At 59.6% G+C, this 26,091-nt stretch carries 18 protein-coding genes and 1 pseudogene; 10 read left to right on the forward strand and 9 right to left on the reverse strand.

What is annotated here, in order from left to right; genetic code table 11:
* From K359_RS0136870 to K359_RS0136885, 4 genes and pseudogenes are all read left to right on the forward strand, one after another.
* Positions 1 to 322, forward strand: a pseudogene (locus K359_RS0136870) (hypothetical protein); the annotation flags it as partial.
* A 105-nt stretch (positions 323 to 427) separates the two neighbouring features.
* Positions 428 to 2,962 (forward strand): patatin-like phospholipase family protein, encoded by a 2,535-nt coding sequence (locus K359_RS0136875; RefSeq protein ID WP_051346619.1) that lies wholly within the window; start codon positions 428 to 430, stop codon positions 2,960 to 2,962.
* Between the two features lie 152 nt (positions 2,963 to 3,114).
* Complete coding sequence (locus K359_RS0136880; protein ID WP_029083753.1) at positions 3,115 to 4,188, forward strand: toll/interleukin-1 receptor domain-containing protein; 1,074 nt, start codon at positions 3,115 to 3,117, stop codon at positions 4,186 to 4,188.
* 746 nt (positions 4,189 to 4,934) lie between these two features.
* A complete protein-coding gene (locus tag K359_RS0136885; protein WP_156928852.1) occupies positions 4,935 to 5,426 on the forward strand; it encodes a hypothetical protein in 492 nt (163 codons plus the stop codon).
* Between the two features lie 53 nt (positions 5,427 to 5,479).
* Here the strand turns inward: K359_RS0136885 and K359_RS0136890 are convergent, their stop codons facing one another.
* The 5 genes from K359_RS0136890 to K359_RS0136910 all read right to left on the reverse strand — a co-directional run bounded on the left by K359_RS0136890 (position 5,480) and on the right by K359_RS0136910 (position 10,146).
* Positions 5,480 to 7,114, reverse strand: coding sequence for a hypothetical protein (locus K359_RS0136890; protein WP_156928853.1), 1,635 nt, complete (start codon positions 7,112 to 7,114; stop codon positions 5,480 to 5,482).
* A 110-nt stretch (positions 7,115 to 7,224) separates the two neighbouring features.
* A complete protein-coding gene (locus K359_RS0136895; protein ID WP_051346615.1) occupies positions 7,225 to 7,905 on the reverse strand; it encodes a uracil-DNA glycosylase in 681 nt (226 codons plus the stop codon).
* Entirely contained in the window at positions 7,905 to 9,020 is a 1,116-nt protein-coding gene (locus K359_RS0136900) for a nucleoside triphosphate pyrophosphohydrolase family protein (protein WP_035977776.1), read from the reverse strand. Before K359_RS0136900 ends, K359_RS0136895 begins: the two co-directional genes overlap by 1 nt.
* Before the next feature lie 17 nt (positions 9,021 to 9,037).
* The gene (locus K359_RS0136905) at positions 9,038 to 9,670 is read right to left on the reverse strand and encodes a hypothetical protein (RefSeq protein ID WP_035977770.1); all 633 of its coding nucleotides are present in this window, start codon (positions 9,668 to 9,670) and stop codon (positions 9,038 to 9,040) included.
* A complete protein-coding gene (locus tag K359_RS0136910; RefSeq protein WP_029083759.1) occupies positions 9,670 to 10,146 on the reverse strand; it encodes a TIR domain-containing protein in 477 nt (158 codons plus the stop codon). The genes K359_RS0136905 and K359_RS0136910 overlap by 1 nt, the downstream gene beginning before the upstream one ends.
* Before the next feature lie 235 nt (positions 10,147 to 10,381).
* Between K359_RS0136910 and K359_RS0136915 the strand changes: the two genes are divergently transcribed.
* From K359_RS0136915 to K359_RS0136930, 4 genes are all read left to right on the forward strand, one after another.
* Positions 10,382 to 11,563: a toll/interleukin-1 receptor domain-containing protein gene (locus K359_RS0136915; protein ID WP_029083760.1), complete on the forward strand. Its 1,182-nt coding sequence runs from the start codon at positions 10,382 to 10,384 to the stop codon at positions 11,561 to 11,563.
* A complete protein-coding gene (locus K359_RS54095) occupies positions 11,560 to 12,405 on the forward strand; it encodes a hypothetical protein (protein WP_035977771.1) in 846 nt (281 codons plus the stop codon). Before K359_RS0136915 ends, K359_RS54095 begins: the two co-directional genes overlap by 4 nt.
* 92 nt (positions 12,406 to 12,497) lie before the next feature.
* Positions 12,498 to 13,616 (forward strand): FHA domain-containing protein, encoded by a 1,119-nt coding sequence (locus tag K359_RS59405; RefSeq protein ID WP_084518630.1) that lies wholly within the window; start codon positions 12,498 to 12,500, stop codon positions 13,614 to 13,616.
* A gap of 252 nt (positions 13,617 to 13,868) precedes the next feature.
* Complete coding sequence (locus K359_RS0136930; protein ID WP_029083762.1) at positions 13,869 to 17,267, forward strand: TIR domain-containing protein; 3,399 nt, start codon at positions 13,869 to 13,871, stop codon at positions 17,265 to 17,267.
* Between the two features lie 232 nt (positions 17,268 to 17,499).
* Here K359_RS0136930 and K359_RS0136935 read toward each other — a convergent pair whose 3' ends face one another.
* Positions 17,500 to 20,472, reverse strand: coding sequence for a TIR domain-containing protein (locus tag K359_RS0136935; protein ID WP_029083763.1), 2,973 nt, complete (start codon positions 20,470 to 20,472; stop codon positions 17,500 to 17,502).
* A 158-nt stretch (positions 20,473 to 20,630) separates the two neighbouring features.
* A complete protein-coding gene (locus tag K359_RS57600) occupies positions 20,631 to 21,452 on the reverse strand; it encodes a TIR domain-containing protein (RefSeq protein WP_245284826.1) in 822 nt (273 codons plus the stop codon).
* Between the two features lie 262 nt (positions 21,453 to 21,714).
* On the opposite strand from K359_RS57600, the gene K359_RS0136945 reads away from it, so the two are divergent.
* The gene (locus K359_RS0136945) at positions 21,715 to 21,909 is read left to right on the forward strand and encodes a hypothetical protein (RefSeq protein WP_245284827.1); all 195 of its coding nucleotides are present in this window, start codon (positions 21,715 to 21,717) and stop codon (positions 21,907 to 21,909) included.
* A gap of 315 nt (positions 21,910 to 22,224) precedes the next feature.
* Positions 22,225 to 22,806 carry a TIR domain-containing protein gene (locus tag K359_RS64810; protein WP_084518632.1) on the forward strand — a complete coding sequence of 194 codons (582 nt, stop codon included), beginning with the start codon at positions 22,225 to 22,227 and terminating at the stop codon, positions 22,804 to 22,806.
* 58 nt (positions 22,807 to 22,864) lie between these two features.
* Here K359_RS64810 and K359_RS0136955 read toward each other — a convergent pair whose 3' ends face one another.
* Positions 22,865 to 24,385 carry a WD40 repeat domain-containing protein gene (locus K359_RS0136955; protein WP_156928854.1) on the reverse strand — a complete coding sequence of 507 codons (1,521 nt, stop codon included), beginning with the start codon at positions 24,383 to 24,385 and terminating at the stop codon, positions 22,865 to 22,867.
* Entirely contained in the window at positions 24,358 to 25,746 is a 1,389-nt protein-coding gene (locus tag K359_RS0136960) for a toll/interleukin-1 receptor domain-containing protein (RefSeq protein WP_198031228.1), read from the reverse strand. Before K359_RS0136960 ends, K359_RS0136955 begins: the two co-directional genes overlap by 28 nt.
* Between the last annotated feature and the right edge of the window lie 345 nt (positions 25,747 to 26,091).

The raw sequence follows: 26,091 nt of genomic DNA on the forward strand, positions 1-26,091 counted from the left end.
CTGTCCCGATGGTCGCACCATACGCTACGATCTTGAATATCGCAGCGGAACATCGGCACCGAGAAATCTCATACCGGTTACCAATCCCATTGAAAGCACCTTCGCTACCGTGCGCCACCGCACGATCCGATCGAAGGGCTGCCTGTCCAACAGAACGGCGCTCGCGATGGTCTTCAAACTGCTTGAGGCCGCGCAGAAAAGCTGGCGCCGTCTCGACGGCCACAACCAGTTGCCAAAACTCGTTCTCGGTGTGACATTCAACGACGGGATCGAGGTCATCGCCAAACCGACTGACCGTCAGCCCATAACCGCCGCCGCCTGACCGGCCGCGCCGTCACCAAAATTTGGCGATAGCTCATCCCTGATGGAAGCAGGTCGATCAACGTGCTACTCTTCCGGATCGAATTCCCAGAGCATCGAGGTGGTCGTGACCGGAGCCGACGAAACAGCGGAGGCAAATGGCGGCCGACGCAAATTAACCCCGGATCAACTCGCGGCTCACGATCTGCTATCGGAGCTGCGGACGCGCATTTCGACCCAGCGGCTGCCCTATCAATATGGCGTCGAATCCACGGCACTGAAGAGCCTCTACGACATATTCGGCCTGGCCCGCAAAGCCATGAAGGACCACCCTGGCTGCTCCGAATTCGCAAAGATCGCGACTCACATGCTCAATGTCGAGCTGCGACCTCTGACGGCAAAATGGCACAGGGCACTTAAGGCAGGCATTCTCGACTCCAGAGATGGCGCTAACGACTTCCGCGACGAATTGGAGAAGCTTCGACCTCGCCTGGTTGCGTTCTCGCGAACGTTGCAAAACATGGCCTACGGGAAGGTGGGGGACGACGCTGAGACGCCTGACGTCTTGAGCCAATCCCACCTCAACGAGTGCTTCGGCCCCCTGAAATTCGGGATCGACGAGGTGGATGCGACTGGTATCCGCTCGCACGACTTCGGGACGATGAAAGCGGACGAGACGGCGGAGATCACGCGTCGGCGCCAAGCCTTTGGTATCGTTAGGGTCGAAGACGAAGGAGCCGTCGGACTTGCCCTCTCGGGAGGTGGCATCCGCTCAGCAACTTTCTGTCTGGGCGTCATCCAGTTCCTCGCCGAGCGGGAGCTAATCAAGGATTTCGATTATCTTTCGACCGTTTCGGGAGGAGGTTACACTGGGACCTTTGTCTCCTGTGTGCTGGGTGGATCCGGAACCTCTGCCGACATCGCTGCCCCGCAAGGACCCGACACAGCTGAGGTTCGGCACGTTCGGCAAAACGCCAAATATCTCAGCACCGTCGATTTACGTCATCGCTGGCTGATGGTCACCGGGACGGTCGCAGGCTTGATCCTGAACTGGACGATCCCGCTTTCCTTCATTGCAGTCTTGGCGGCATTATCGGTGCGAAGCTCGGAGTGGATCAGTTCCGAAAATCTGCTCAGGATGACCGGCGGGTTCGCCATCGCGACCGCGATCTGCGTATTGGTCTATGGATTGCTGCTCAGGGTGGGATTGGGCACTCGGCTCGGCAGCTCTGTTCTCGCGTGGATCGCCGGAATCACTGTGGGATTGTCTGCCATTTTTCTAATCGAGCGTGGCTTCGAGTGGATCTCGCAGCTACAGACACCGCATTGGACGATTACGGGCGGCGCGCTCCTTGCCATTTTGACCGCACCCGCGGCAGCAACCTTCCTGCCGATCTTTCAAAGCGACGCATTCCGCAAGCTGTTTTTGAAGGTGGCTTTGTATGCTGCTGGACTGATAGCTCCGATTTTCGCGGTCGGACTGTTCTGGGCGCTCCAATCGCTTGGTCATCACCCGCAGGACCCGTCGGGAGATTCCTTGATCTTCCGTTATGCAAGCGGCCGCAACGTTCTCGAAGCCATCGCGGCGATTTCCCTTGTCTATGCGTTTCTCGGACTCAATATAAACCTCACCGGACCGCACAAACTCTATCGCGACCAGCTCGCCAAGACTTTCGTGCGAACGACGGGAGGTGACGGCTGGCTTCCGATTTCCGCAATGAACACAAGCGGTCGCGCCCCTTATCATCTCGTCAACGCAACTGTGAACCTGCCATCCAGCACCAGCCCGGTGCTTCGCGACCGACGTGGTGATTTCTTTCTCTTTTCGAAGCACTGGATCGGATCGTCGGCAGTAGGATATCACCCGAGCACGGCATGGTGGTTAAACGGCAAACCCGTGGACCTCGCGACCGCGATGGCGATCTCGGGAGCCGCTGCTTCGCCGCACATGGGACTTGGATCTCTTCCAACGCTTTCTGGATTGATGACGCTGCTCAACATACGTCTCGGGGTCTGGATCGCGAACCCAAAAAACCCACCCCATCGTCCCCCGGGAGCCGAGTGCCTGTTTCGCGAAATGACGGGTATCTCCATGTCTGAGGCGCGGGGATGGCTGAACGTCTCCGACGGCGGCCACATCGAAAACATGGGCCTCTACGAGTTGCTCCGCCGCCGCTGCAAGTTCATCGTTTGCGTCGATGGCGAGGCGGATCCGGAAAGCACGTTCCATGGCCAACTGACGCTTGTCCGACATGCGCAGATTGATCTCGGCATCCGGATCGAGCCGCGCCTCGACGAAATGCGTCCCGATCCGAAGACGCGCTACAGCAAAACGCACGCGCAGCTTTTCAGAATAATCTACCCGCCGGCCAGGGACGGCCGCGATGGGGGAATGGGACTGCTGCTCTATCTCAAGCTCTCACTGACCGGTGACGAGGCCGAACTGCTCAAGCGCTACAAGTTCCTGCATCCCGACTTTCCACACCAATCTACTCTCGACCAATTTTACGACGAGGAGCAGTTCGAGGCTTATAGGCAGCTCGGAGTGCATGTAGCGAAGGGTACGTTCGCGCCGGCCTTGCTCGGGGCGACGCATCCGCAAAGCGTCGAAGATTGGTTCCGCAAATTGGCTGAGAATATGCTCGAGCCTTTGAAGCCGTAGCAGTGCCGCCATCTTCGAGAAAGAGAGTAACATATGTGCGCGTTTTTCAGCAATGACCTATCCAGCTATGCTGTCCTCCGACCGCAAGTCAGGCGCGCATGGAGCCGCCTGAGCGCTCTTCATCGCAGCACACTCGATCACCACATTTCACGATGAAGATCTTCGTAATCGGGGGCACCAGCGTCCCATCGGGCCATCAGGATTATGATGGACAACTTCATGTTCTGAATGCGTCGATGGACCGCATTGGCAGCGATGTCGTGACGATGGGACACGACTTGGTCGCTTGCAGTCCCTTTCCCGGCTCCGCTGATCTCGCCGCCATTCGAGGCGCCGTGAAGGCTCTTCCAGACGCCGGAAGAGCGGCTCCATCGATCGAGATCCATTGCCCGGCTGTTCCCGACGTTCTATCGGCCATCGCGGCCTTGACAGGACCCCCGCCCCATTCCGATTTCCGCCTGCTGACGCATCCCATCGCGGCGGGTGCGCAAGGTGCACCCAATTGGGAATACACTTGGCTCCTGTCACAGCTCGCTGCATTGCAAGCGAGCCACGCTGTCGTAGCGATCGGTGGAAAACCAGCGGGGCCGGCAAGTCTCCTGCTTTCACTGGCGATCACCCAATCAAAGCCACTCCTTCCCTTGGCATTCCTGGGGGGAGCATCGACTGAATGCCTTCAGGCCCTGCGTTGGCCGCTGGATGACCTTTTCAAGGATCGCGTCGCCTCGCTGTACCGACCCGAAAGTGCCGATTTCGCCATGAAACTGGTCGAAGAGTTGGCCGCGAGTAGGATCACAACGCCGAAACGGAGCGATCCGCTGCGTTTCTTCATCAGCTATCCACGGAGCAGACCCGCTGAAGCGGACTACATCGAGATGACGCTGCGGAGACGCCATTTCGACGTCTATCGTGACGAGCGGGACTTCGGTGCCGGCCGTGACCTGCCTCACGAGGTGATCGACTATATCGAACGCTCGAACGTGTTCGTCGTCGTTTGGTGCAAGGAGTACGCCTGTAGTCCGTGGTGCTACGACGAACTAGAGATCGCCTTGAAGCGTCGCGATGAAGCAAAGATGCAACTCTGGATCATGTGCGTCGACGAGACCAGAATAGTCCCGCCAGCCGCCCGAGGCCTCTTGAACTTTCCAGCCTATACTCGCGAGCAGATCGAACGGCACCTTTTGACCTTGCTGGAGCGGGGGGACGCTGCACCACCGACCCAATAACTTCTATCGGAGGCTGCTCACCTTCGAAACGGGCCCGTGACAAGCCCCTTCACGGTCCGACACGTCAGGTGTAAATTCGACAGACCGAGTTGTGCCGCGCTAATGATTAGAATGGAGATCCGCTTTGGCGAAATCGTCCAAGATCAGGGTGATGATTTCGAGTCGCTGCAAGGACAACCTTCCTCGACGAGGGAAGAGTAGCGTCCGGCTTACGGATCTGCGCTCGGATCTCAAGAGGGATATCGAAAGTTCGCAAACGCTAGGCAGCGGAATGTACGAGGTCTGGATACACGAAGAGGCGGCGCGCCTCGGCGGAGCGGGACTCTTGGGACGAATGTATGCGCCAAGCCCGCGAATGCGACATATTTCTGATGTTGTACAACGGAAATGCCGGCTGGAAGGGAAGCGGGGGACTTCGCTTCGGTAGGCATTTGCGACGCCGAATTCCAGACCGCGTATGCGACTGCTCCGTCAAAGGTGACCGTGGTCGACATTTTCGAACGGGACTCCAGTCTTGCCCCATCGGAGACCCATCACCGCGCATTTCAGACCAGATTAGAACGAGAAAACGTCTTCGGCGCTCGTCCCAGCACCTGAACGAACTGAAGGAGGCCGTCAGGCGGGCGGTGGTAACCCGCACGATCGAATTGACGCAGAAGGGCGTCTTGTCCAATCGTCAGGGGCGCGGGTATCTTGGCCCCGCCCTTGATTGGAAGAGACTTAGCTACGCCGATCGGAAAGATCGCATGATCGAATCGCTGGTATCGGGGCTGGCTGCCGAAACGACGGCCGAGAAAGTATTTGGGTTCGACCTCGACGGGAAAACGATCCTGTGCCGGCCGGCTGCCGTCCCTGACGCCCTGTCCGTCGCGGCGGCACGAGAACTGGTCGGGCAACCGCATTTAAGCGATCATACCTACGCTATCACCCTGAAGAAATTCTACGGTGGTCCCATCCATCTGATCGCGTGTCAGAGAGGTGCGACCGAGGCTCAAGCGCAGCGGATGCTGGGTTTCCCCAACGCGACCGTAGTCCCCGCTCCCTTCGGGGTGTATGTCATCGATCCAATCCAGGCGATTCAGTTGGGCTTGATCGCCAACTGTTCCGACGAGCCTGCGACGCGCCTGGCGGTCCAACGCTTCATGGAATGGCTGCCGCAGTCGGGACAACTTTCGATTCTGGTGCAGACTGCAAGGAAGATAAAGGAAATCGTCACGTTGCTTGCGAGGGAGCCTTAGCGCCGCAATCAGAGCGCCCGCTACGGTAACAATTCCACGCGCATTGAACGCCCTTACCGCGGCGTTGGCTCTCCGGAAACGCTTCCTGGGGTCGCCGCACCATTCTTGTCCGACTCCGGGACTACCCCGGGAGGAGTGGCAACCGACAGGTATCTCCCGAGATTGGCAATAGCTCGGCTCAATGCAGTGGAATTTATCCGGTCGGAGACATCGACGAACTTGCCGAGGGCGTCGACCCATAGATTGAGAGCCTTGTCGTTTTCCGGCTCAGAGGCCGTCGGGACGGCTTTGAGCACGACTTGAGCCGCATCGATGAGGCACTTTCGCGCTACCTTCCATTGCCCATTCATTTCTCCGATGTGCTTCGCCTCTGCTTCCGAAGCAACACCAAAATACCTCGTTATCGACTCCCACTTGTCCAGTTTCAAAATATGGCTTTCGTCTTCGATAATGAGCAGCTGCCGGATCGAACGTCGCACTTTCGACCGCAATTCGTCGAAGTCCGGCTTTGTATAGTAGTTGAGAAGGGACAGATCACTCTTCTTGTTGAGAAAGATTTCTCGATACTTGGTCGCAACGTTGATGAATCCCAGTGTCACAGCCGCGTCTGAGTCTTCGAGGAACGCAAAGCGGAGTGCCGGGATGAAATACATGTGCGCCATAGCGCTGCCATCATAGAACTCAAACCGGCGAGTTACGATGAGGCGATAGATCTCTCTATCCTCCGAAATCCGGATTATTTGCTCGTCGTCGCGGTCGATATCCGGAGCGATCGCGCTGACCACGCTGCGTTCTATAGCGGCAGTGATCCAGACCGACTCGGAGTTCCCTGCGAGCGCCGATTTGAACGCCCTCCAACTCACTGGGCTCTCCATGCCAGCTTTCGTAAAGAGAGAGAAAGCGTCGCCATGTTCGATGAGCTGCGCGTCCTCCGGCAACCGCAGGCCGTCGTCGGCTGCCTGGAACGTCTTCGGAATCTGGAACTCGATGAGTCGCTGCTCAACTCTCGTTCGCTTCACTCGGCGCGAGATGCTCTCGTGCAACCGGCTCATGAGCGAAGGCACGATTTCGTCCGAAATGGCGGTGGCGCGCTTGGCGACATAGTTCGCCCATTGCGTAGGTGAATCGCTCGGTTGACTCGTTTGAAAACGGAGGTCCGCAAGCGCTCCAATACCGACCAAGGTGTTCACGAGAGCATCATACTGATGTTGTCCGCCTTCGATCGCCCCGCGGACCTTTTGTTCGAACTCGTCCTTTGGCCTCCGCAAGTCCGGCGGGGATATCTCAAGATTAATGCCCAAGCCTCCCCAATCGACGGGCGGCTTCTCATCGAAATAGACGACAACGATCTGCCTGGTCGAGGACCCGCTCTCGCGCTCGTCGGCGCGGATAAACCCCCAAAAAATTCCAAGCTCAGTGCCCGTCCAGGAGAAACTCTTCTTCAGAGCGCCGGTGTAGAGAATCAGAAGGCAATCGGAGCGGTACAGTTTGCCAGAAATCTCTTTGATCAATGGAACGGGTGAACCCACCTCGAAGGATTTCTTGTCGTATATGGTGGCGATCCTCGAGTTGCTTAGCTCTCTCAATCGATCAAAGGCCTGCGAGAACGCGAGCATGATATCTTCGTCCTCACTTGCGTAAGACAGGAAGATTCGGACTGGCTCAAGCTGATCAGCGGGCGTGTTCATGACCGTTGCCTCGCGCGTGCTACGCTGAATATCAGCGTAGCATTTGAACCCCATTCTTGAGACTGGGACTTTCCCTAGGCTCCCTTTCGGGCCTCTGACCGCGCAATTCGTCAGTTAAGGTAGGAAAGAAGATCGCCTTGAACTGATGCCGGATTCGGCCTGCGTCCGTACAGTTCGAACATCTGACGCAGGAAATCGGCCTGGCCGCCGTAGCTCGGGTGCCGAACCTTCAGGCATTTTCCCGGCGCCACGCGCTCGCCGCAACTGGCCGCGTCACCGCCGAGCGCCACTACCCGTTCCGGCCGCAGCAGCCGCAGCAACTCGGAGAGTATCTCTTCCCCCACCGCGCGCTCCGAAGCCCGATGCGACCTGTTCGTGAAGGGAAGGCCCGGCTCGTGAGGATGAAAGGGGAAAACATTCCACAGGAACACCGGCAACTCGATTTCATCCAGCACCGACCATGCCAGCGCGGCGGTCCTCTCCTTGACCGGCAATCCTTTCGTGCAGCGCCGGGTCTCGATGCCCCAACGGGCCGCGTGGGCCGCAACGTGGACGTCGTCCGTCAACGCGAGGCCGGTGCGTCGACCACCGCGATAACCAAGATCCCTTCCGATCCACACCGAGTGGATTTCCCCGGAGGCCGCCGCCCCAAGGATAGCACTGAGGGTCGCGGACCGAATGGCCGGCGCGTCCGCCCTGTCATGAACGGCGCAACGATCCGAATAAGGATTGAAGACGTTCTCGAAGGCGAAGCCGCGGACGGTCGCCACGAAACGGGCGGCTGCATTCATCAGACTGCTCCGAGCGGCCGGAACTCCAGCTTGCGGCGATTACGGTCTCCGCGAACGATGCCGCCCTCGTCCCTCTTTACACGACGGAACACGTCATAGCCCTGCAAAATGGCATCTTCCCACAGTTTCATGGGGCAGGCATCTACTTCGTAGCCATCGACGAATTGCCGAACCGTCTTGAGCAGGTCGAAGGACAACGAGGATTGCCCCTCAAAGAAGGCGAGCGTTTTCGCGTGCGAGAAAACGAAGGCCGACAGGCCTTCCTCGACGACGATGGCGCGACCGCTGTCCTGCGTCTCATCCACGACGGGATCGCTCTTGCGCTTGCGTTTTATCAGGGCGCGAAAGGTCGGCGACCAGTGCATGACCGCGGCATGCGCGAAATGAAAGACATCGTGGAACCGGTAGCCGTCGCGGTCGGCGATGTTGTCGGTCAGCGGATCGCCGATGACCACTCCGTTCATTTCGAGGACGCTGCGGCCTCCGGAGCGTTGACGGATCACGATCTCGAACTCGCGCGGCAGACGTTCTTCTTCGGGGAAAGTTCCGTCGAACTCCGGAAGATCCGGCAGAACGGGTGCCAGAAATCTACCCCGCACCTTTCGAACGTTGACCGACGCGACCTCGGCTAATGAAATTCCCGCAGCATTCAACGCGCGCAGGAACGCGTCGGCGAAGGCCGTCAAGCGGGCCAAGGAGTCCGGCGCCAGCTTCGTCAAGACAAGAAGATCGGCCGCATTGCCTCCGAGACTGAGCAAAACTTCATCGAACGTGCCCGAGGGCTCGGGAGCAGAGACCCGGGATATGGCGCCCGGCGGATCATCCGCGGCCGCCATCGAACACAGGTAGTCCTGCGACGAAGCCGCGGCGAACACCTCGTGCAAAGGCACGCCGACGCGCCGACAGAGGGCGGCGAAATACCAGAGTGCATCTCCGAATTCCTCCTCGACCGCGCGGCGGTAGCCGACGAACGCCGTGCCTTCCCGCCTGAGCTTCTTGGCCGCGGCCAAGACGCCTCCTACCTCCCCGAAGAGCCCGAGGAGGATCGGATTTACCTCCTCCGGCCTGAAGCGGTCGGTTTCCCGTGTCAGCCGTTCGTAATCGGCGATGAACATGTTGGCTTTCTCCGTGTTCACGCCGTGCGGTCCCAGTCGAGCGGCTCGCCCGAATATCCTTCGTTCGCCAAGGGCCCGAGCCATTTCAGGAATGCTGCGACGAGGTCGGGCGCGAAGTTGCTCCGGTGATTGCGTGCCGTGCAGACGATGTCGTCCCCATTGAAATTCCGGAACTGCGCCGCAACGGCCGGGCCCGTGCCTCCCCAATACGTGAATGTCCGGGAAATGAGGATACGGTTGACGCTTGTATCCGTGTTCAAATTGAACGTGTTCGTGCGTCCATCGGGCAGCGTGTGATGGGAATTCGACTGCTTCCAGTCGTACCCTTCGCCCTTTCGGTGGTAGATGTTGTCGCCGAACGCCATCTTCTTGCTGCCCCGGAGGTTCGGCCGTTTCAACAGGAAACGCTCGTCCTTCCAGTATTCGTCGAAGCTGATCGCTTCCTCCACCTTCATCGCAAACACCAGAAAGCCCGCACGCTTGCGCGCCGCCGCACCGCTGCCCGTGCCGACAATCCAGTCTCCGATCGCCGCCCCCTTCCGTATGCGTGGTTTGCAGGTCGCGAGCGTGCAGACGCCGTGGAAGGGATTCGGCGCGAAACCGAAGTCGCGTGCGACAACGTATGAGTAGATCGTTGGTGCGGCTGACATCAGCAGTTAGCCCTGGCGATCGGTCGCACGGGAAGAGGCTTGCCTTCGGGATCCTGCCAGTCGGTCAGCTTGCCGTCGATCGCATCCATGATTTTTTCAGCATTCCAGGGCACTACCGCGTCCGCGTATTTCTTGAGGGCTTCCGGCACCTCGCAATCCTTGTGTCCATGACCCCAGATACCCACAATTCGCTTTCCCTGTTTTTCCGCATATTCGATCTCCCAATTTACCCACTCGCTGTCCTTCGTATGCGGAGTGATATAGGTGATGAACGTGCCGGCCCATTTGATCCGGGGCGCGAGAATCTCGGACTTTATGTATTCGTCGGCGTTTGCCTTGTTCGGTTTTTCCGAGTTGATCGAGCCGTCGCGAATGGTCATGCCATTCTTTGCGAGCAGATCCTTCGTCTTACCCAAGCCGTGGTCATCCTCATGGACATGGCTGATGAACACGTTCTTGATGGAGTTTTCCGCCACGCGATCCCCGAAAGAACCTTAACCGCATCAGCAGCACCAATGCCCTGAGGAGGTGGTTCCGAATCCCACCAACACTAACGGAATTGGACCGGTACATCGATTAGGGTTGTCCCTAGGTGGACGGGGCGCCCGACCAGACGCGGGAGCGCCGTCGGCGCAGACAAATCCGTGGATTTGCGGCAGGATGGTCAAGTTCCTCGGAAAACGGACTTTCCGGTACGATCACAGGCACCATATGACCATTCCGACGAAACCTTTCCTGACGATCCATGTGGCTTGGCACCCAGCGTTCGGAGAGGGACAGGAAATCGCGCGCGCGCTGTTCGAGCACTATCGGCGCAACCTATACCAGAACGTTGCCGGAGGATCCGGAATCCCGGTGATGTACAGATCGGCGGCGCCGGCAGGTACGACGGTGCCCATCGACATTGACTTGGAGACCGCCGAGACCAGTGCGGTCATCCTCCTGGTCGACAAGAACTGGGCGGAAAGCGCAGAATGGGTCGAATGGGGCAAGCGGCATTCGGACGCCGCGGACGGCCTGGGACTCAGGGCGTTCATTTTTCCCGTCGCCATCGATCCGAGCGGCATCAAGGCGGGCGTCGTTCCGGAACAAGCCGTCCGCTGGGACCTGTGGGCCGGCGAGGACGAGCGAGTCAAGCGGCGCCGAATGTTCACCGCCCTTTCGTACGAATTCTGCAGGATGTTGCGCCACTACCTCGAAAGATTGACGCGACCGGCCGTGTCCGACGACGATCTCGAGAATTTCCTCAGACGCGTGCAAGTGTTCGTCAGCCATTCGAAGCACGACGATCATGGAGTGAAGATCGCGAAGGAGTTCCGCCGCTTCGTGCAAGACGGCGGCTATGATGCGTTTTTTGACGTGTTCGACATTCCCATCGGCCAGCGTTTCGACCGCGTGCTCCTCCTGAAGGTCAGAACGAGCGCGGTCATCGCGATTCATACCGATAGCTACTCGTCACGGGAATGGTGCCGGAAGGAGATGATCCAGGCCAAACTCCACGATGTTCCCGTGGTCGTCGCCGATTGCATCGACGATATCGACGAGCGGGGCTTTCCCTACATGGCCAACGTTCCGATCGTCAGGATGGATCCCGTGAAGATGGACCGCATTGATGTCATCGTCGGCCGCCTCATCGACGAAGTCCTTAAGGACTTTCTCTGGCGGTGCCGGGTCAAGGTCTTCGAAGCCGGGGCCGGTACCAGCGTCGCGTTTTCGCCTCGACCACCGGAATTGATCATTCTGACCGCGATCAAGGATAAGACGCCGGCACGCGAGGTGCTCGTGTATCCCGATCCGCCGATCGGCGCGGAGGAGCTGGATTTGTTTGCGAAGGCAGCACCGAAAATCCGATTGCTCAGCGCGACCGAATTTCTCGCGGGAGCCGCAACATGAAAGCGACGTTTCTCAAAGACCGGTGCATAGGCATCTCGATCTCCGAAAGTCCGGACATGGCAGTATTGGGACTCGGCGTCGAGCACCTCCAGGATGCAATGGCCGAGATTGCGAGGCATCTCCTCGCGTGCGGCGGAAAGCTGGCCTACGGTGGAGACCTTCGGGAAGGCGGGTTTACCGAACTTTTGTTCGAGATCGTCGATAGATACCGCCCGGCCAGCGACGACCAACGCATATTGGTCGAGAATTACCTTGCATGGCCGGTGCACGCGCTGTCGTCGGTGGAAAAGCTGAAAACGCTCCAAGGAGCGCTGAAGGGGCTCGCGGATCTCGTGCTCCTCAAACCCGACGGACAGCGGATGCAACTGTCGGAGCGTGCGGACAACGTTCCACCGCCCCAATTATCGGACTGGACCGAAGGATTGACGGCTATGCGCACCGCCATGGCTTCGAAGATCGATGCGCGCATCACGCTCGGAGGTAGGACCGCGGAATACAAAGGCAAGATGCCGGGAATCGCCGAGGAAGCGCTTATTCAAATCGAGCGCAAATCGCCGCTCTTCGTTCTCGGCGGATTCGGAGGTTGCAGTCTTGCCATAGTCCAAGCGATGGAACTTCACAGCCCGGATACCCGGCCGGAGGTTGATCGCCCGGCCGCTTGGGAAGGCCTGGAGGCGTTCAGCAAGTTCCGCGCGAAGGATCTTCGCAATGGTCTAACCCAATCCGAAAATCGACTGCTCGCAGGAACGGTCCATATCGACGAAGCTGCTGCGCTGATCCTGCGGGGACTAATGAAATTGAAGCCAAAACGCTCATCGAAACGCCGGGCAGCGACTGAATAAGCGATCGAGGCGTCGACTTCGTTCAGCCATCCATCGGTTATTCAAATCAGTTTTCGGCATGCGGATAACTAAGCAACTTTTGAGGACCGACCGTGCCTTCTGAACGCCCATCAAACCGGAAACGCTACCTGATCGGAAGCGGCACAGCTTGTGACGTAGTTCTTTTTGATAAAAGCGTGTCACGATCCCACGGCTGTCTTATCGTTGAGCCTGATGGCTCGCAAACTCTCATGGATATTGGATCAAGTACCGGAATTGCCATCCATAGAGCTGGCCAGTGGCATCGCCTGAAAGAAGAGAGGGTGGCGCCTAAAGATAGAGTTCGTATTGGCAACGTTGAGGTTACGGTATCTGAGCTCTTAGTGCAGCTCCAAGACGTGAGGCCTAGCCGCTCAAGCACAAGGGGCAAACTATTCATATCGTATCGACGATTTGACACTGAACAGGCTACGGGTCGTATCTTCGATTTCTTGGTTGGCCGTTACGGGAAGGAGCGCGTTTTTTTTGACACTGAGACCATTCCTGCAGCGGGGGACTTCCGCAAGCACATCCAGACTGCCCTCCGAGAGAGCGCAATATTGTTAGCTATCATAGGACCTAACTGGTGCAAGACGCCCTGGTGGCGTGCCAGATTTCCCTTCTCGTTTAATCCACCAGCTAGACTTGACTACGTGGAAATGGAAATTGAGGCGGCAATCTCAGAGGGGGTCACCGTCCTACCAATTCTTGTGATGGGAGCCACAATGCCAAGCGCAAGAAGACTTCCCCCAGCAATTCGCCCAATCGTCAATATCAACGCGGCTAACGTTCGGGCCGGACGCGATTTTCAATCGGACATGGATTTCATTGCGCAGACAATTGATCAATATGCGAAGCCAAGCCTACTTGAAGCGGCAGGCCTTGAGTCGCCGTACCTGCCAGAAGCTCTGCAGCAGAAGCTTCTTAACGTGCTCATTACGCTAACACTGGAAGTAGTCGCGATACAGATGCACGGACGAGTTTCGGAATTGCCTGTTGAGGAGATTAATTGGAGCCAAGCGCCAAAATACTTGTGGAACGATCTTATTAGTCTCGCTGTTCGCAATCGGAAAGTTGAATCATTTATCCATAACCTCGCGAGCTCTTACAATGGGAACGTCCAAATTCGACAAGTTGAAGAGGAGGTAAGGGAGTGGTCAAATTCGGCAAACTCTCGAGAGAAGTCACTGTAGCAAACGCGCGCTTCAATTCACCGACGACACAAGCAAATCATTGTCACATAGAACGGGACTACGACAACGTGACGATCGCATCGCGGCCCAATTCTACCAGGAGCACGATCCCGCGCGTCGTTCAATTTTCATCCTGTTGGAATGAATTACTGCTGCCCTTGTTCGCCTCACAAAAATTCAGCGAATACAGGTCCGACCAGGATGGTCGAGAGGCCGGCTCCTCAATCGTCGAAAAATCGCTGGTGTTTCGCCGTGCCGCTTGACGTGCGGCGCTGGCCGATAACCGTGAACGCCGGGGTGCGAAATTTCTTCGCTCGCTTACGCACCTGGATCTCGCTGCGGCGGTTGACCGATACAGTCTTCGGCTATGATTTCTTCATTTCCTATAAGCAAGACGACGGCCGTCAATATCCGCGCCAGCTCGCGGCCGCGCTGAGCAAGGAAGGCTTCAAGGTTTTCCTCGACGAGAGCGGATTTTCCGCAGGCGACGACCTGCTGCTGAACACCCGGCGCCGGGTTCGCATGAGTCCCTATCTTCTAGTCATCGGACGGCCCGGCGCGCTGACCCGCTCCGACTGGGTGGTGCGCGAGGTCGAGCAGTGTCTGGCGGCCGACAACATTCCGATCGTCATCGATATCGACAATTGTTTCCTCAAAGTGCAGGCGTCGTCCGCCGAGGAAACCCTGCGGCTGTCGACACTGCGCCGGCTGCTGGCGGGACGGCTTCGCCTGCTCGAGACCACCGGGACGGCGGCGGAGACGATTTTCGACGGCATGCCCTCGGAGCATATCCTGCGCGAGGTCAAGCGCAGCTTTGCCGGCCGCCGGCAAGATTCGCGACGCGCCCGCGCCTTCGGTGTAGCCACGGCGGTGTTCGGGGTATTGGCGCTGGTAGCCGCCGGGCTCGCCGTGGCCGCGGTGGTGGCGCAGCAGCAGGCCGAGCGCGAGGCGCGCCGGTCGCGTGTCGGTGAACTGGCCGCCCAGTCGCGCCTGATCCGCGAGCGTCAACCGCAGCTCGCCAACCTGTTGGCGAGCGAAGCCGTCGAAGTGGTTCTCCGGCTCGGCGAGCCGGTGCCGGCCACCGGCCGTCAGGCGCTGGTCGAGGCGGTGGTGGGATCGAGCGGCGAGGGCATTGCAGGCAACGGCGCCGAACTCGGTGCGCTCGACATCTCGCCGGATGGACGCTGGTGGGCCATCGGTGGCGACGACGGCAGCCTGCAGCTGCTGGAGATGAAGGCGGACGGCGGCCTCGCCCCGGTCGTCACGCTGCCGCGGGTCGGTAAGCTTAATGTCCGCTACGCCGGTTTCGACGCCACTTCCTCTTGGCTGGTGACCGCGGGAGACGGCGGCGACGCCTGCCTCTGGTCGCTGGCCGATCCGGCGAAAATGCGCTGTCTGGCATTGGCGCCCACCGAAACCCTGTACGACGTGCGGGTCAGCCCGGACCGCCGCCGGGTTGCCGCGGTCACGCTCACCAACAAGGTCCTGTTGTGGGATCTGTCGCGGCCCGATCCAGCGGTGGGCGTCGGGATCGGCGACGGGTTTGCAAGCGCGCGCTATGTGCATTTCAGCGGTGACGGCAATTGGCTGGTGGTTCGCGGCATCGAGCATCCTGATTTCTGGTTCTGGGACCTGGGCGCTTCGCCCGCGCAGCCGGAGGCGTATGCTATGCACGGCCATCCGGCTGGCGTCGCCGGGGTCGCGACGGATACCAGCCACGCGCGCCTGGCCAGCATCGACGAACAAGGCCGCGTCTACATCTGGCAACGCAACGACAAAATCTGGAAGTCGGTCGAATGGATGGCCGCCAGCCAAGTCCGGCTGGTAATCAATGATCTGGCGTTCAGTCCGGACGGCGGGTGGCTCGCCGCCGCGACCGCGCCAGGGCTGCCGCAGGACGAGGCCGGATCGACGCTGCATCTCTGGCAGCTTTCGCCGCAGGGCGCGCTGGTGCAATCGAAAAAATTTCGTCTCGACGGTCAAATCCGCGGGCTCGATTTCGCGCCGGCGGACCGCCGGCTCTATGTCGAGGGGCTGGAGGGCAAGCTGTGGGTGCTCGACCTCGCCGACGGCCTGGCTGCCGGCCCGGTGCCGCTGCCGGGTCATGCCGACACGGTGACCCGGCATGCCTTCAGTCCAGACGGGCGATACCTCGTCACCGGCGACAACGGCCGCGCCGTGATGTTGTGGGATTTCACTTGCAAGTTGTCGCCACCGGCCCCGATAACCCTCACCGGCCACGAAGCGGCGATCCGGACGCTGCAGTTCAGTCCCGACGCACGCTGGCTGGTGTCCAGCAGCGACGATGCAACGGCAAGGCGCTGGGACATGAGCCGGGCGCTGCCGGGCGACGCCCTGACTTTAGCGCGCGCCTGCCAGAGCGACATGGCCGCTGCTCAAAGCAGCGACGACCACGTCTGGTTCGCCGGCGGCACCGAAGACGGCTCTGTACGGCTTCATCATCTTGCAACCGCCGATCCCTCGGCCGTCGTTCGTCAGCTGCAGAACCAGGACCGTTCCGCGATCGAGGATCTCCGGTTCGATCCCACCGGCAAGTGGCTGGTGGCGGCCAACAAGAGCCAGACCCTCGACGTCTGGGATCTCACCGCCCGATCAATCGAAAATAGCCGGCGGCATCTCGTCCGGCTACAGCGGGGGCCGGATTCGATCGGCTTCACCCCCGATGGCCGGCAACTTATCACTCGCGCCTCGGGCGGCACCGCCTTAATGCTCGACCTGACGCAGGTTGATCCGGACGCGACTGCAACGGTGCTCGCTATTCCCGGGCATGAGATCGATGACGTCGTGCTGAGCAAGGACGGCCGATGGCTCGCAGCCAAGGCGTATGACTTCATGTTTGTCTGGGACCTTTCCCGGCCGCGCGAGGCGCCCATCAAACTTCCGGTGTTCGATTCCTTCATTGAGACGGTGCGGATCAGTGCGGACTCCCGGCGCTTGATCGTGATCGATCATTCGGGAAACCTGCGCTCCTGGCCGCTCCCCGTGGACGATCCGAACAGCTGGCTCGGCTTCAGCGTCGCCGATCGCCAGTCAGACATCGTTTTCAGCCGCGACGATCAATGGATGGCGGTGACGACCACCGTGGACCCGCACCTAAAAGTCTTCCGCATGACCGATCGTCCGGTGCCGCTTCCGGTCGTGCCCAAGGGATCCGCCGAAGCCAACGGGCGGATCGCGCTCAGCCACGACAGTCTGTGGCTGGCCTATGCAGCTGACAAGGCGCTGCTGCTGTGGAAGACGTCGCAGCTTGATCGGCCGCCCATTGTAATAGCCGCTCCGTCCCGGATAGAACGACTGATCTTCAGCGAAGACACGCGTTGGCTGGCCTTCGGCTCGGATCGCGGCGATGTCGCGGTGGTCGAAATTACCCAACAAGGTCCGCTCAATCCGTTTTCGTTGCGTCCGCACCGTGGCGCAATCACCTTCCTGTATTTCGGCCCGCAAGGCCGATCGCTTATCAGCCAGTCGTATAACCGGCTGCGGCTGACGCCGCTGGAGATGCCGGCGCTGCTCAAGCTCGCCGACGAGCGAACCGGCCGCAATTTTAGCGCGCTTGAGTGGGACAGTTATTTCTACCCGACACCCTATCGCAAAGCCTTCGCCCGGCTGCCGGGAGTTGCCGAACGGTAAACCGCGCAAAGGATCCGAGTAGTGGGACGCTTTGCCTTACTGATAAACGTAAACCGCCAGATTTACGACAGGACGCAATTTCATCCCAAACCTCGTTCGAGCAGAAATCTTCGATTGATATCGCGAACTGTGGTCGACGATCATCATGCGCGGACTAATGAAATTGAATCGTAGGAGCCCCGCGAAAGCGCCGGGCACCACCTGAATGAGCGGGCGCGGTGTCCTACTTCGTTCAACCGCCCGCAAGAGAGAGAATGCCTCGGGGATGCGCGGCCGAACAAGTGGCGACGTAGGCGTCGTCGGGAAGCAATTCGCGCCACTCGTCCCGGCGGAAACCCCGGTTTGCCTTAGCGCATGCCAGCGAAACCCAACGGGCCGAGTCGAGCGCCCAGGAGCGTACCGAACCGTCGCCACTCGCTGTCAGCAGGCGTCCACCCTTCTCGTCCACCAATAGCGCGGAAATCGCTGTCGTGCCGGCGGTGATTCGACCGAAGTATCGTGCCTCCGACGCCGACCATTGCAATACCCGGCCATCCTGGTCCCCGGCGGCAACGATCCCGCCTCTCGAACCGGCGGATATGGAGGAGACGCTTTTGGAAGCCTGGCGCGATTGCAGCCGACGCGGATCGGGATTTCCATGCGCATGCGAAAACGCCACCGCCCTGTCGGTGCCTCCGCCGCCCGAGCCGAACGAGACGATGAGCTTCGCATCCGCGGAATAGACGACCCCTGCGACTTCGGAATTGTGTACCGGCCAGGGTTCGCCCTCGGATGACCAATTCGAGGCCTTTAAATATTGTATGAGCCTCCCATCCTTCATGCCTATCGCCAGTAACGACCCGTCGCGCGATAGGGCGACCGACCTTGCGGAGGCCGGCGGAACGATGGAAGAAGCGTTGGAGACGGAGCCCGTCTCGTACACCGAAACTCGGCCTCCTCCCTCCTCGATAGCGGCAAGCGTACGACCGTCTCCGCTGATGGCGATGTCGTCGGGAGGAGTCTTCCCGGCTGCGGACAGGATCGTAGCCTTCCCAGGCGGACCTTTCGCCGCAAGGGACAATATCGCACCGCCGGACGTCGACCATGCAACGCGCCCCCCGTCGTCGGATAGCGCGATCGCCGGAATTTGGGTGAGAAGCTCTACGAAGCCATCCGCGGTCTTTTTGGGTTTGGCGAAGAACGTCGATTCATCCCCTGCTTCGCGGGTGACCGCGATCAGATCGAGAAACGACTTCCATTCGCCTGCTTCAAGCCGCCGGAGCTCTCCACGATTCTCGTCCCTCAACGCTCCGAGCGGCATACCTTCGGAATCGACCCGCAAAACGGATGGTGAGGGATTGAATTGGGGAAGTTCCTCTCCCGGCCCTTGACGTCCGGCGAGATCCCAGACGGCAACCGTACCATTCGAGGATGCCGACGTCAGGTCGTCCCTCCCCGGTCCAAAGGCAATGGTCGTCACAGAGTCGGAATGACCTCGAAGCGGTTCGGCGCCCGTGCCCTGTCCCGATGCGGCATCGTACAGCCTTACCGTGCCGGACGAATCGCCGATTGCGACCCGGGAGGTCGCCGGATCTATCGCGGCGGCCGTCGCGAGCGGCACCGCATCGCCGGTCGTCGGACTTTCCAGCTCCGGATTCCGGCGGTCGAAAAAGAAAAGCCGGCCCTCTCCCCCGACCGTCGCAAGGGAACCATCCTTGGTATAGCCGAGCGCCAGTACACCGCCGGCGAGTCTCGGATATCTCAGGTCGATCAGCATCGCCCGCGTATCCATCAACGCAATCATGCCGTCGCTAGTGCCGATAGCGAGCCGCGGTCGCGTCGAGTCGAACGAAAGGGCGTTGATGCGTTTGCCCTCGCCTTCGTTTATGTCGGAGACGACGACATCATCCGAAAGCCGCACGACTGCGATGCGCCCGGAACCCGTTCCCATGGCAAGCAATCGTTTGGCGCTGTCGTATGCCAGGGATCGGACTTTCCTTTCGCGTCCGTTCGACACATCCCGGGCAGCAAGAAGCGTGCGGATCTTGCCACCCGTGACGACATCGACCCTACCATCTTCCCGGCCGAGCCAAATGCTGCCTTCACCCTCGAGGACTGCGGTGACGCTTTCCCGAGACGAAGGAGCCCCTTGATCCGAGGAAGCCGGAGAAACGTCATCCCTTGAAAGCCGCCGAGTTCCAGCAGCGGTGCCGAGGACGATAGCGCCGTCCGCTCCAAGCGTCGCGGCTTCCACGTAGCTTCCGACATCCACTACCCGCCGGAGAAAACTGAATTCCTGGAGTTGCTCGAGAAGTGCGCCGCGTGCCTCGGGCGTCGCATCCACAAGCACGGCCCTGGCGGCAATCAGCAACCCGCGATCGGCACCGGCAGTGTCCCTCGCGGCCATTGCGAGTTGGCGCGATACGGAGCCGAGACGGCGTTGCTCGGCAAGGACATAACTGGTGATCGCGACGGCGGAAGCTGCAAGGAGCAAGACGACCGCGGCGCTCGCTGCGATCGCAGCCCGCCGCCAGAAGGTGCTCTGGCGTTCCCGTGACGCAGCGAGGAACGATGCGACATCCGCCACGACGACGGCGTCCGGATTATCCTGCAGCATCCTGGCTGCATCGATCAATTGCCGACCGCCGTAGAGGATGCTGCGGTCCTTTCGTCCGGACCGTTCCCATCTTTCTGCATCTCTCCGGACTTGATAGGGAGTGAGGCGGGCCGGTCCACGATATCCAAGCACTTTGCGGCCGGTGAGTGCGGCTTCCAGCTTGTCCAAGCTGTCCTTGTCGTTCGGTCCTTTGGTAAAGTCCGCCCAATTCACTTCCTGGAAGAGTTTTCCAGCTCCCAGCTTGGCGGCATCCTGCTGCGACAGTCCTGGCAGCGCGACTGGGATGATCCGGAGAGTCGGATCACGACGGTAGCGCGCCAATGCGAGTTCGGCCTCCCATAGATGCGTCGGACCCCACCCGTTACCGCCCAGAAATATGGCGCACGCCGTACAGGTCTCCAATGCCTTCTCGATCCAGGAAATGAATGCTTCCCCGGTCGGAATGGCAAAAACATCGAGAAAGAACTTGGTGCCGAATTCAAGTTCAAGGGCGTCGGCGAGCTTTCGGATGAACGCCTTATCGGCGCTGTTGTGGCAGAGGAAAACGATATCTCCGGCTTCGCCCGATCCTTCTTTACGGGTCTTGATCTGTAGGGCGTCTTGGGACATCGCTTGAACTTCAGCTGTGTCGTCGATCCCGCTTTGATGAGCGCGAAAAGACGGCGTAAGCTAACGATCCTATTGCCTTCCTTCCAAGGATCGCACCCCGGAAACCTCCTAGGCCGAGAATCCCGGCCAGGCGACGGACATCGAGAAAGGGTTCAGCTTTAGCGGCCTACAGCGATGGCGGCCGCATCGATCCATGCACCGATATTCTTGTGACCCACGCCCCCGACATAATCGTACACCGCGGCGTTCGCGGAGAGTGGAAACAAATAACCCGGCGGCGGGTCGGCCAGCCACTGGGGGCGGTCGATCGGATGGGTATACTGGTCATACGGGTGCCACTCGAGCACATACTGGAAGCCGTTCCAGACGGTCTTGCGTTCATATAGGTAATATTTGGGACTGCTCAGGATACCCGGCTGGACGGCCTTATAGACTCCCAGGAAGTCGAGCGGATTTGTGCCGCATGCATGTGAGACACCGAGAAGATGGTGTTTGAGGCCATTGACGTGAACGGCGAGAATGCCGCGCCCATCGATCACGGCACGGGCTATCTCGTACCGGACCCAGGGTCGTGACCAGGTTTCCGAACCTACCAGCACGCACACGGCGGAGCTATTCTTCACGCCGTCGCGAATCAGATTCCTGATCGCATCGTCGCCGCTGCGTTTACGGCTTTCCCAAAGACTGTTGTCGTAGAAGCCTTCAAGATCGCGCCCGGAATTCGAAGCGGACTTGGTGAACTCACCGGAAAGCCTCACATTGTTCACGCGCAGGATATCGGCGTAGTGAAACGCAAAGAACACGCGCCGCCGTTTTGTCTGGACCGTGCCGAGAAGCGACCCCATTCCGGATGCGAGGGACCCGAATGGTGAGAGTGGAGGAGGATTAATCAAATCGGCGAGCGAATTTCGCGGCTCGGAGGAACCGCTACCTGCGATCGCCCGCCACAACGGATTGTTTTCGTCAAAGGGCGTACTCATTTGTCTTCACAATTCCTGTGTTCCGGCATTTGAGACGACCACGACTCACCGCCCAGCGAACTCGGCCACACATACTATCAGATAGAGAACAAAATGTGGACGTCCAGGCTCGAATCGCCCAGTAAAGTGAGTCCCTGCGTGCTGCAGCCAAACCGAGGCACACCGTGAAAGGGACGCTATAATCCGCGGACTGGACGGACTAGCAAAGACGCTCGAAGAGGCCGCCAAGGCCTTTGAGGGAATCGACGGCGAGCTGGGCAGCGTGAGCTTCGATCCCTCGGATCCCGGCAGCATCGAAACCGCCATCACGGAAATCGCGCGGATCGTCGACGAGAAGCTCGGCGATTACGGATCGAATCCGATCGTTGCTCAGATGGCCGACGGAATGAAGGAAGCCTACCGTCAGGGCATACTCGAAAAAGCTGCGGCCGCCCGCTTGGAGGGCGACGAAGCGTGACCGCCGAACTCGACCTGTTCAAGCAAATCACTAACGCGGTGCTCGATTTGCAGAACGCGACGCTCCAGTCGTATCCCCGCCCACTGAAGGCGCTCGCGCGCCTTCTCAGACACCCTGATCTCGCCACCGCGAACGCCGCGTTGACGCAGGATCTGAATCTGGATGCCTTTCTTGCCGAAAGCGAGAGATCCCAACGCGGAATGATGGGTAGCGCCGAGCTCGCTTGGCCTGACAGCACTGAAAAGGTCCTAGGACTGTCGCTTTTGCTGATCGAAAAGTTCGCCGAAAATCCCGATTACATGGCGCAGTTGGGTCATGTCTACTTTTACACCGGCAGCAAGATCCTGCCCGGCGTCCAAGCCGCAACGAGCCAGATCATCATTCCGTTCCTGCGGGACTACAAGACCTACGTCCTCAACGGGGCGAACTCACCTACCAAACTCGTGCTTCCGCTCTCAAAAAGGGGTATTCATCGTGCACGGACAGGACACCGGCGCGAGGGATGCCGTCGCGCGTTTCCTCGACAGCGTCGGATTCCAGTCGGTCATTCTTCACGAACAGGCCAACCGCGGCTTGACCGTGATCGAGAAGGTCGAGGCCAACAGCGACGTGGGATTCGCGGTCGTACTCCTGACGCCGGATGACATGGGCAACCTGAAGGGCGGAATCCCGGTGCCTCGTCCCCGACAGAATGTGGTCCTCGAACTCGGCTATTTCATCGGCAAGCTCGGAAGAAACAAAGTCTGCGCTTTGAAGCGGGGCGACATGGAGATCCCCAGCGAACTAGCGGGAATAGTCTGGGAGGTAATGGACGACAACGGAGCCTGGAAGCAGGCGTTGGCGCGCGAGCTGCGGGCAGCGGGCCACGTTGTCGACTGGAACAAGGTCATGAACTGAACGTCGGGGCCCGCGGTTGCCGACACCGACCGGACGGATCCCGCGCGCGACGCGTCCTTCAATTTCGGGTCGGCAGACAGGAATTCTTGGCGTCTTCAGCCGGTTCGCCAAATTCGGCAAAGCTCCGGCGATAAGGCAGATTATCATAAAGGCCGCTCCACTCGCACTTCGTCAGATTGCGGCCCGCAAAGGCCCTGGCATTGGCCAAGAGCATTCCCAGGCTTGTATTCCATACCCGTACCACACCATCGTAGCCTGCCACCGCTACGCGTTCTGCGTCCGGAGAGAACGCCGCGGCGAAGAAATACCCGGCGCTGTTTTCGAGAAATATCTGATCGGCTCCGTTCGGCCTGAGTCGCCAAAGTCTTGCCGTGCGGTCCATGCTCGTCGTCAACGCCATATCATTGGAGAGCGCGATGCTGGTGATCGTTAGAGCATGGCCGCCCAGGGTGGCACGAAGGCGAGCGGTCGTATTCGATACGCGCCAAATGTAGGCCAAGCGGTCGGCGCCGGCCGAAGCAAGCGTATTTCCATCGGGAGAAATCGACAGATCGGAAACATACTCCGCATGCGACCCCAAGCGGTGCAAATTTTCCGCTCCCCCATCACGCAACCGCCAGATGTACAGATCTTTCCCGCTGGCCAAAGCCCCCCAGGATTGGTCGGGAGCGACGACGATCCGTGTGACCAAGTTCAACGGTCGCGTCGACCGGGAAGTTTCCTTGCATCCCGCAATTTTCGCCAAAAAGAGTTCGTTCAGAGCGCCGACGATGAGGAGCGAGTCCGAGGCGAACGCGACGGATTCGACCTGGCCCAACTTGGTGAGAGTCGTAACGGCTTCCTTTTCCAAGGACTGGAGGCGGACTCCGTCCTTGACCGTCACCGCCATGCACTTTCCATCCGGACTGATCGCTATGGATTTTATGGCTTCGCCGCCGGCGGAAATCGTGGTCGCATTACCCGAAGGCAGGCCATCGACCAACCGCCAAGTGAGAGCGGATTCGGGCTTGTCTGTTCCCACGAGGTCGTCCCAGGGCCTCGCTACCAATAAGGTACCGCTACGATCAACCATTAGCGATCGCGTCGGATGCGCTGTCGCCGGCAGCACTAAAGTCCGTCGCATCGAGCCATCGACCGATGTGGTCCAGAAATTGATCTGTTTGGTTAAACGGCTCGACGTAACCAGAACCTTACCGTCATTCAACCAACGCAGGCCGTATCCAGGATAGAAGCTGCTTCGTAACTCCTCGTGGCCGGCCAATCGTTGGGGCTGTTCGCGCGTCCCCCATAACCGGACGGTCCTATCGCGCGCCCCCGTGACCGCCTTTCCGTCGTTAAGAAACACTAGAGCGCTGATCGCTGCTTCATGCCCGAAAAGTATCCGCGGCGTTTCCGTGGTCCCTGTGGAATCAAACGACCACGTCACGAGGGCGCTTCCGACGGCGGCCGTCAGCCGGGTCGATCCGGGATCGAATGCCAATCCACCGATGTTACCCGTGGGAAGGCCATTCAGATTGACTTTCGACTGAACCTTCCCGCCCTGTTCCAGCTTTAGGAGTTGTACCGTGCGGTTGCCCAACACCACCGCGAGCCGGCGTCCGTCCGGACTGGCGGAAATCGGCCCGGAAGCCGACGTGTCGTGCGACAATGGCAGTATGGAAACCTGCTCTTCGGCCGCACGTCTCCCATCGGCCGCTCGTCCAAAGTGACGATCAACGGATGGTTCGACGCGTAGGATGTGGCGATTAGAAGTTTCGAACTTCCGCTGAATGCGAGTGCCGTACTGCTGCTACCTTTCTCGAACTTAGCGCGGAACGGTGCGGCTTCCTTGCCCTGCGCCTCCAGGTCGAAAACGCAAAGGTCGCCCGATGAAAAGGTCGATAATGCGAGCCATTTTCCGTTTGGACTGACGGACATAGCCGCCAAATCATTCGTCTGGCAGACGAATTCGCCGACCGGAGCGGAGCCTTCCACAAAGGGAGCCCTCCACATCAACGCACGTCCGTCCCCGAACGCAGCGACTAGTCCGGCTCCGCTAGGCAGAAAAGCGAGCCCGGAGACGCTTTCGGCGCCCTTCAGGGAAATCCGGCTCGGCGACTGCGAGGAGGAGTTCGCCCAGACAGCCAAGGCACCCTTATTGTCACCGGCCGCGAACCAAACACCGTCCCCGCTAACGGCGACTTGCGTGACGCGGTCAGCGAAGTTGCCAACAGGAAGACCCCCGACCTTGCCGAGCACGGCGTATAGGGTTTCTTGGGTTTCCGGCAGAACTTCCCTGCCGGCTCTTCGCATGGTTTCGGCCGACTCGACCGCGAATATGAGCGACCGTACCGGTTGCTGCTCGACCGCAAGGCGCGCCTGCGCAGCGAGACGACGCGATTCGATCACAACCGCCCTTTGCTCGGCACGTTGCCATTGGTCATAGGATACGATCGCCATCGCGAGGGCCATCGCTGCAAGGACGCTGACGACGACTGCGGCAAAAAGAAATACTCTCGCCCGCTGTGTTTGACGCTTGGTCACGTTGAAGGAGTTGGCGAGCGCGTCAATCGCGCCCGCAGTCGGTCCGCTAGTCAGTGCTAACGCGTCTTCGTCGAACCAAATCAGCTTCCGGACGGCAATCCAAGGCTGTTCATTTCCGCTCCGCTGCAACGCCTTGCCTACACTGATGGGAACGAGCGGGCGCCCGGTCGCGAGGAAGCCCGTTACTTCGGCCCTGACGTGTGGTGAAAGCATCGCGTTTTCAGATGCGATGACCACCATCGCCGAACTCGCCGTTACGTGATGGCGCGTAGCTCCCGAAAGAGCTTCGCCGATCGCAAACTCGTGCTCGTCAAGAAAGCAACGGAACTTTTTCGCTATCAGACGTTCATGCAACGCGCGCGCATAGGCCGATGAGTCAGTTCTCGAATAGGAAATGAACACGTCGTGGCCGAACAAGCGCTCCCAAAGCAGCGACCGAAACCTCACAGCGCCAATCCGCCACGACCTTCCGTGCCTCCAAAGCCGTCTAAAGACGCTGGCGCTAACCGAGCCCATCAAGTCCCTCCGCGCGGGAGCATACTGAAAAATTTCAGTTTTCGATCCCCTCGCGAGGAACCCTGCCCGGGGGTTGTGCCGGCGCGAAGTCGGCCAGCCAGAAATTGCACTCGACGCGCCCAATAGGCGCATCGATCGACCAATCTTTCGCTACATCTGAAATCGCACACTTATGAGAGGTGGATGATTTCATTGCTGCCGGCCTCCAAAAACGCTGCCGATCGCCATAACGCTGCTGCCGGATCC

It is taken from the genome of Bradyrhizobium sp. th-b2, from assembly GCF_000426785.1.
GTDB lineage: Bacteria > Pseudomonadota > Alphaproteobacteria > Rhizobiales > Xanthobacteraceae > Bradyrhizobium > Bradyrhizobium septentrionale.